4 protein-coding genes (1 of these 4 only partly in view) are annotated in these 4,405 nt (G+C 67.2%); all 4 read right to left on the bottom strand.

The annotated features are described in order from the left end of the window. Window positions 1-33: 33 nt before the first annotated feature. Window positions 34-1,014 (bottom strand): IS110 family transposase, encoded by a 981-nt coding sequence (locus tag ACTJKJ_RS27150; protein ID WP_440819474.1) that lies wholly within the window; start codon window positions 1,012-1,014, stop codon window positions 34-36. Between the two features lie 220 nt (window positions 1,015-1,234). Then, window positions 1,235-2,251, bottom strand: a complete 1,017-nt coding sequence (locus ACTJKJ_RS27145) for a cytochrome d ubiquinol oxidase subunit II (protein WP_440823273.1) — start codon at window positions 2,249-2,251, stop codon at window positions 1,235-1,237. Then, entirely contained in the window at window positions 2,248-3,639 is a 1,392-nt protein-coding gene (locus ACTJKJ_RS27140) for a cytochrome ubiquinol oxidase subunit I (RefSeq protein WP_440823271.1), read from the bottom strand. Before ACTJKJ_RS27140 ends, ACTJKJ_RS27145 begins: the two co-directional genes overlap by 4 nt. Window positions 3,640-4,047: 408 nt before the next feature. Next, window positions 4,048-4,405 carry the 3' end of a LysR family transcriptional regulator gene (locus ACTJKJ_RS27135; protein WP_440823269.1) on the bottom strand. It continues 536 nt past the right edge of the window, so only the last 358 of its 894 coding nucleotides appear in the window; its start codon lies beyond the right edge, outside the window — the gene reads right to left on this strand; it ends in the stop codon at window positions 4,048-4,050.

Genomic DNA, 4,405 nt, shown 5'->3' with positions numbered 1-4,405 from the left:
GGGAGAGCAACTGTGTTCCAAGTCAAGCGCTAATCAGGCTAGCGCGGGCTGTGGATAAGAGGGCTGCCAAGCGGTGCCGGACTTGATGACGGCGTTGATGATGGTGAGCAGCTTGTGCATGCAGGCGGTCAGCGCCACCTTCTTAGGCTTGCCCGCTTGCACCAGTCGTTCGTAGAAGCTCCTGAGGACAGGGTCATAACGCACAGCGCTGAGCGAAGCCATGTACAGCGCCGAACGGACATTGGCCCGTCCACCCCAGGTGGAGCGCCGACCCTTGAATGTGCCGCTGTCGTTGTTCAACGGCGCCACACCCACGAGTTTGGCGATCTCGCGTCGCTTGAGTTGGCCGAGTTCGGGCAGCGCAGCCATCAGCATCGCTTGTGTGCCTGGCCCCACTCCCTTGAGCCCTTTGAGCAACTCCAGCTTGTCCTTGAAGTGCTCCTTCAGGAAGCCGCCCGCATCGTCATCGATCTTTCCGATTTGGTGGTCCAGCATCTTCAGAATGGTGCGAATGCTCTTGCGCTGCGACGCGTGCATGCTCGCCAATCGGTTGTGCTCAGCCACCCGCATGGCCACGAGCTGACTGCGCCGCGTCACCATGGCTAGCAGTGTCTCCTGCGCGTCCGTGGGCAGTTTGTAGAGCAGTCGCTCGCGCCGGTCGCTGGCATGCAGCGTGCGCGCAAACTGCGACAGCATCTTCGCGTCCGTGCGGTCCGTCTTGGCCAGGTAGCCCATCGCTTTGGCGAAGTCATGCGCCTGGCGCGGATTGATCACCATGACGGCCAAACCATGCGCGCACAGCATCGCCGCCGCCGGCTGCTCCAGCCCACCGGTGGCTTCCAGCAGAACGACTCCCACGCGCTCGCGCATCTCAGTGAGCATCGCCAACAGCGACTTCAAACCGGGCTCATCGTTGCTGAAGGTCTGCGTCTTGTCCCTGTCATTCAAGGCCACCTCAAGCGTGGCTTTGGAAACATCGATACCAACAAAAATCAGTTCAGGTGCGCCTGCCATTTCCCATCCTTGCAAATTCGAGGTCCGAGCACGCCAGTGCATGTCGGCCGTCCAGCAACTGTTCGGGCTTGCTCAACAGACGGCCAGTCGTCCACGCCAAATGCTCTCCCACGGGCTAGGTATCCCAGAGGGCAGACGGGCTGTGGACAACTGCCAAAACAAACCTGTGTGTACTCTCAAAACGAAAGATACAAGGGAGTCGGTGCAGCCAGGCCTGCGGTCAGTACGCGAGCGCGCGGACCTTGCCCTTGAAGACTCGATACGAGAACAGGCTGTAGGCCAGGATCACCGGGAGGGTCAGCACCGCGCCGACCAGCAGGAAACGCAGCGACTCGTCCGCCGCGGCGGCCTGCCACAGCGTGATGCGGTCGATGACGACGAACGGATAGAGGCTGTAGGAGAGCCCGAAGAAGCTCAGCGTCAGCACCACCACCATCAGCGCGAACGGCGCCCAGCACAGCTTGCCCAGCACGCGATGCGAGTTCAGCAATCCCCGCAGGGCCGCGAGCGCCAGCACCGCCATCAGCGGCAGCGGCGCCAGCGCGATGACCCCCGGCAGCTCGAACCAGCGCGCCCGCACCGTGCCGCTCAAGCACGGCGAGGCGACCGACACCAGCACCAGCCCCGCGATGACCGCCGGCCACACGCGCCTGGCCCAGACGACGGCACGCCGCTGCAACTCGCCCTCGGTCTTGATCAGCAGCCAGCCGGCCCCGAGCAGCGCATAACAGGCCGTCAGCGCCAGCGCGATGCCGGCCGCGAAGACCCGCGCTCCCGCGCCGTCGTCGAAGCCGGTGACGTAGCGGCCCAGCATCCAGCCCTGCGCCAGCGCGGCCAGCGCCGAGCCGCCAGCGAAGGCGGCGTCCCACCAGCGCTTGTGCGCCGGGTCGCCCTTGGCGCGGAAGTCGAAGGCCGCGCCTCGCAGGATCAGTCCCAGCAGCATCAGCACGACCGGCCCGTACAGCGCGGTCAGCACCACGCCCTGCGCCTTCGGGAACGCGATCAGCAGCAGGCCCACGGCCAGCACCAGCCAGGTCTCGTTGGCATCCCAGAACGGTCCGATCGACGCGACCATGCGGTCGCGGTCGGCCTCCGGCGCCACCGCGGTCAGCAGGCCGACGCCCAGGTCGTAGCCGTCCAGCACCACGTAGAGCAGCAGCGACACGCCCATCAGGGCCATGAAGATCACCGGCAGCACGCTGCCCTCGACCAGTGGCGTTGCGGCGAGCGCGTTCATGCGAAGGTCCTCGAGATGACGGTAATGCCGACGCCCTGCGAGGCGCTGCCGGGCTGCGGATCGTCCTGTCCGAGGTGCGCGGGCGCATCGGCGGGACACTTCTCCGCCATCCGCTTGATGGCGGCGACGTAGGCGATCAGCAGCGCCAGGTAGACGGTGGCGTAGCCGGCCAGCGACGCGGCGATCATCGAGCCGGGGTTGTGCGCCGCCACCTCCTGCGTCCGCAGCAGGCCATGGACGATGAAGGGTTGCCGGCCGATCTCGGTGACGTACCAGCCGGCGACGGTCGCGATCCAGCCGGAGAAGCTCATCAGCGACAGGCCCCACAGCCAGGCGCGCGGCAGGCGCCGCCAGCCCGAGCGGCGGAACAGCCACCAGCCGCCCCAGGCGAAGCCCAGCATCAGCACGCCCATGCCCACCATCACGCGAAAGCCGAAGAACAGCGGCTTGACCGGCGGATGCACGCCTTCGAATTCATCCAGGCCGCGGATCTCGCCCTCGGCGTCGTGGGTGAGGATGAGGCTGGCCAGGCGCGGAATGCCGATGGCCAGGCGGTTCTCCTTCGCATGCTCGTCGGGCAGCGCGAACAGCAGCATCGGCGCGCCGCGCTCGGTGTGCCAGACGCCCTCCATCGCGGCGATCTTGGCCGGCTGGTGCTTGAGCGTGTTGAGGCCATGCAGGTCGCCAGCCAGGATCTGCAGCGGGATCAGCGCCGCGCCCAGCGTCAGCCCGAGGCGCATCACCCGCCGCGTCTCCGCCCGCTCGACGCCCTTGAGCATCTGCCAGGCGCTGAGGCCGCTGAGCAGGAAGGCCACGGTCAGCCCCGACGCGAGCAGCTTGTGGGCCAGCCGGTAGGGGAAGGACGGGTTGAAGATCACCGCCCACCAGTCCACCGCATGCAGGACGCCGTCGCGCATCTCGTAGCCGGCCGGGGTCTGCATCCACGAGTTGAGGCTGAGGATCCAGAACGCGCTCAGCGTCGTGCCGAAGGCGACCGTCGCGGTCGCGATGAAGTGCAGGCGCGGGCTGACGCGCTCCCGGCCGAACAGCATGATGCCGAGGAAGCCGGCCTCCAGGAAGAAGGCGGTGAGGACCTCGTAGCCGAGCAGCGGGCCGGCGATGTTGCCGGCGCGTTCCATGAAGCCGGGCCAGTTCGTGCCGAACTGGAAGCTCATCGTCACGCCGCTGACCACGCCGAGGGCAAAGCTCAGCGCGAAAACCTTGGTCCAGAACTGGTAGGCGGCGAGCCACGCGGACTCGCCGGTGCGCCGCCAGCGCCAGAGCATGAAGAGCACGACCCAGCCCAGTGCGATGGTGATCGTCGGGAACAGGATGTGGAAGGTGATGTTGAGCGCGAATTGCATGCGCGCCAGGATGAACGGGTCCATGGCCGCGCAGTGTTGGGCATTGCGCGATCGCAAGGAAGGGACAGATCGTCCTAGGACAGATCGCCCTAGGACAAATTGCCCTCATGCCGAGGCCGCTGGCCCTCACCCCCACCCTCTCCCGCAAGCGGGAGAGGGAGTCCGCAGGCGCGGTGGCTTCCGCCTCCGTGCAGCACACGCTCGGTGGAACACCCTCTCTCCCTGCGGGGGGTCCACGCGGGAGGAGTCCGCAGGCGCGTGACTTTTTCCTCCGTGCATCACCCGCTCGGTGGAACAGCCTCTCCCCCGGCGGGGGGACCAAGCGGGAGGAGTTCGCTGGCACGGTGACTTCCTCCTCCGTGCATCACGCGCTCGGTGGAACACCCTCTCCCCCGGCGGGGGAGAGGGAGGGGTGAGGGGTCTCGTCCCGCGTCACCAACCTCCGTCGGCATCGCGATGCGGCTCGAAGCGCGCCATCAGGAAGTCCACCAGCGCGCGCGTCTTCGCCGCCAGTTGCGCGCGCGGCGGATAGATCAGATGGATGTCCGCCGGCGGCAGTTCCCAGTCGATCAGCAGCGGCCGCAGCCGCCCCGAGCGCAGCATCGGCGCCGCCTCCCACCGCGAGCGCATCAGCACGCCGTGCCCATCCAGGCCCCAGGCCAGCACGCTCTCGCCGTCATTCGCCGCCAGCGGTCCGCGCACCTTCACCGTCTCCTTGCGCGCTCCCTGCTGGAAGTGCCAGGTGCCGAAGGTCTCGTCGCTCTCACGGATGAAGAGGCAGGCGTGTCGC

This window comes from Roseateles sp. 22389 (assembly GCF_052044995.1).
Lineage (GTDB): Bacteria > Pseudomonadota > Gammaproteobacteria > Burkholderiales > Burkholderiaceae_C > Roseateles.
The sequence above is the reverse complement of the archived record's forward strand: the minus strand, read 5'-3'. Positions and strand labels throughout refer to the sequence as shown.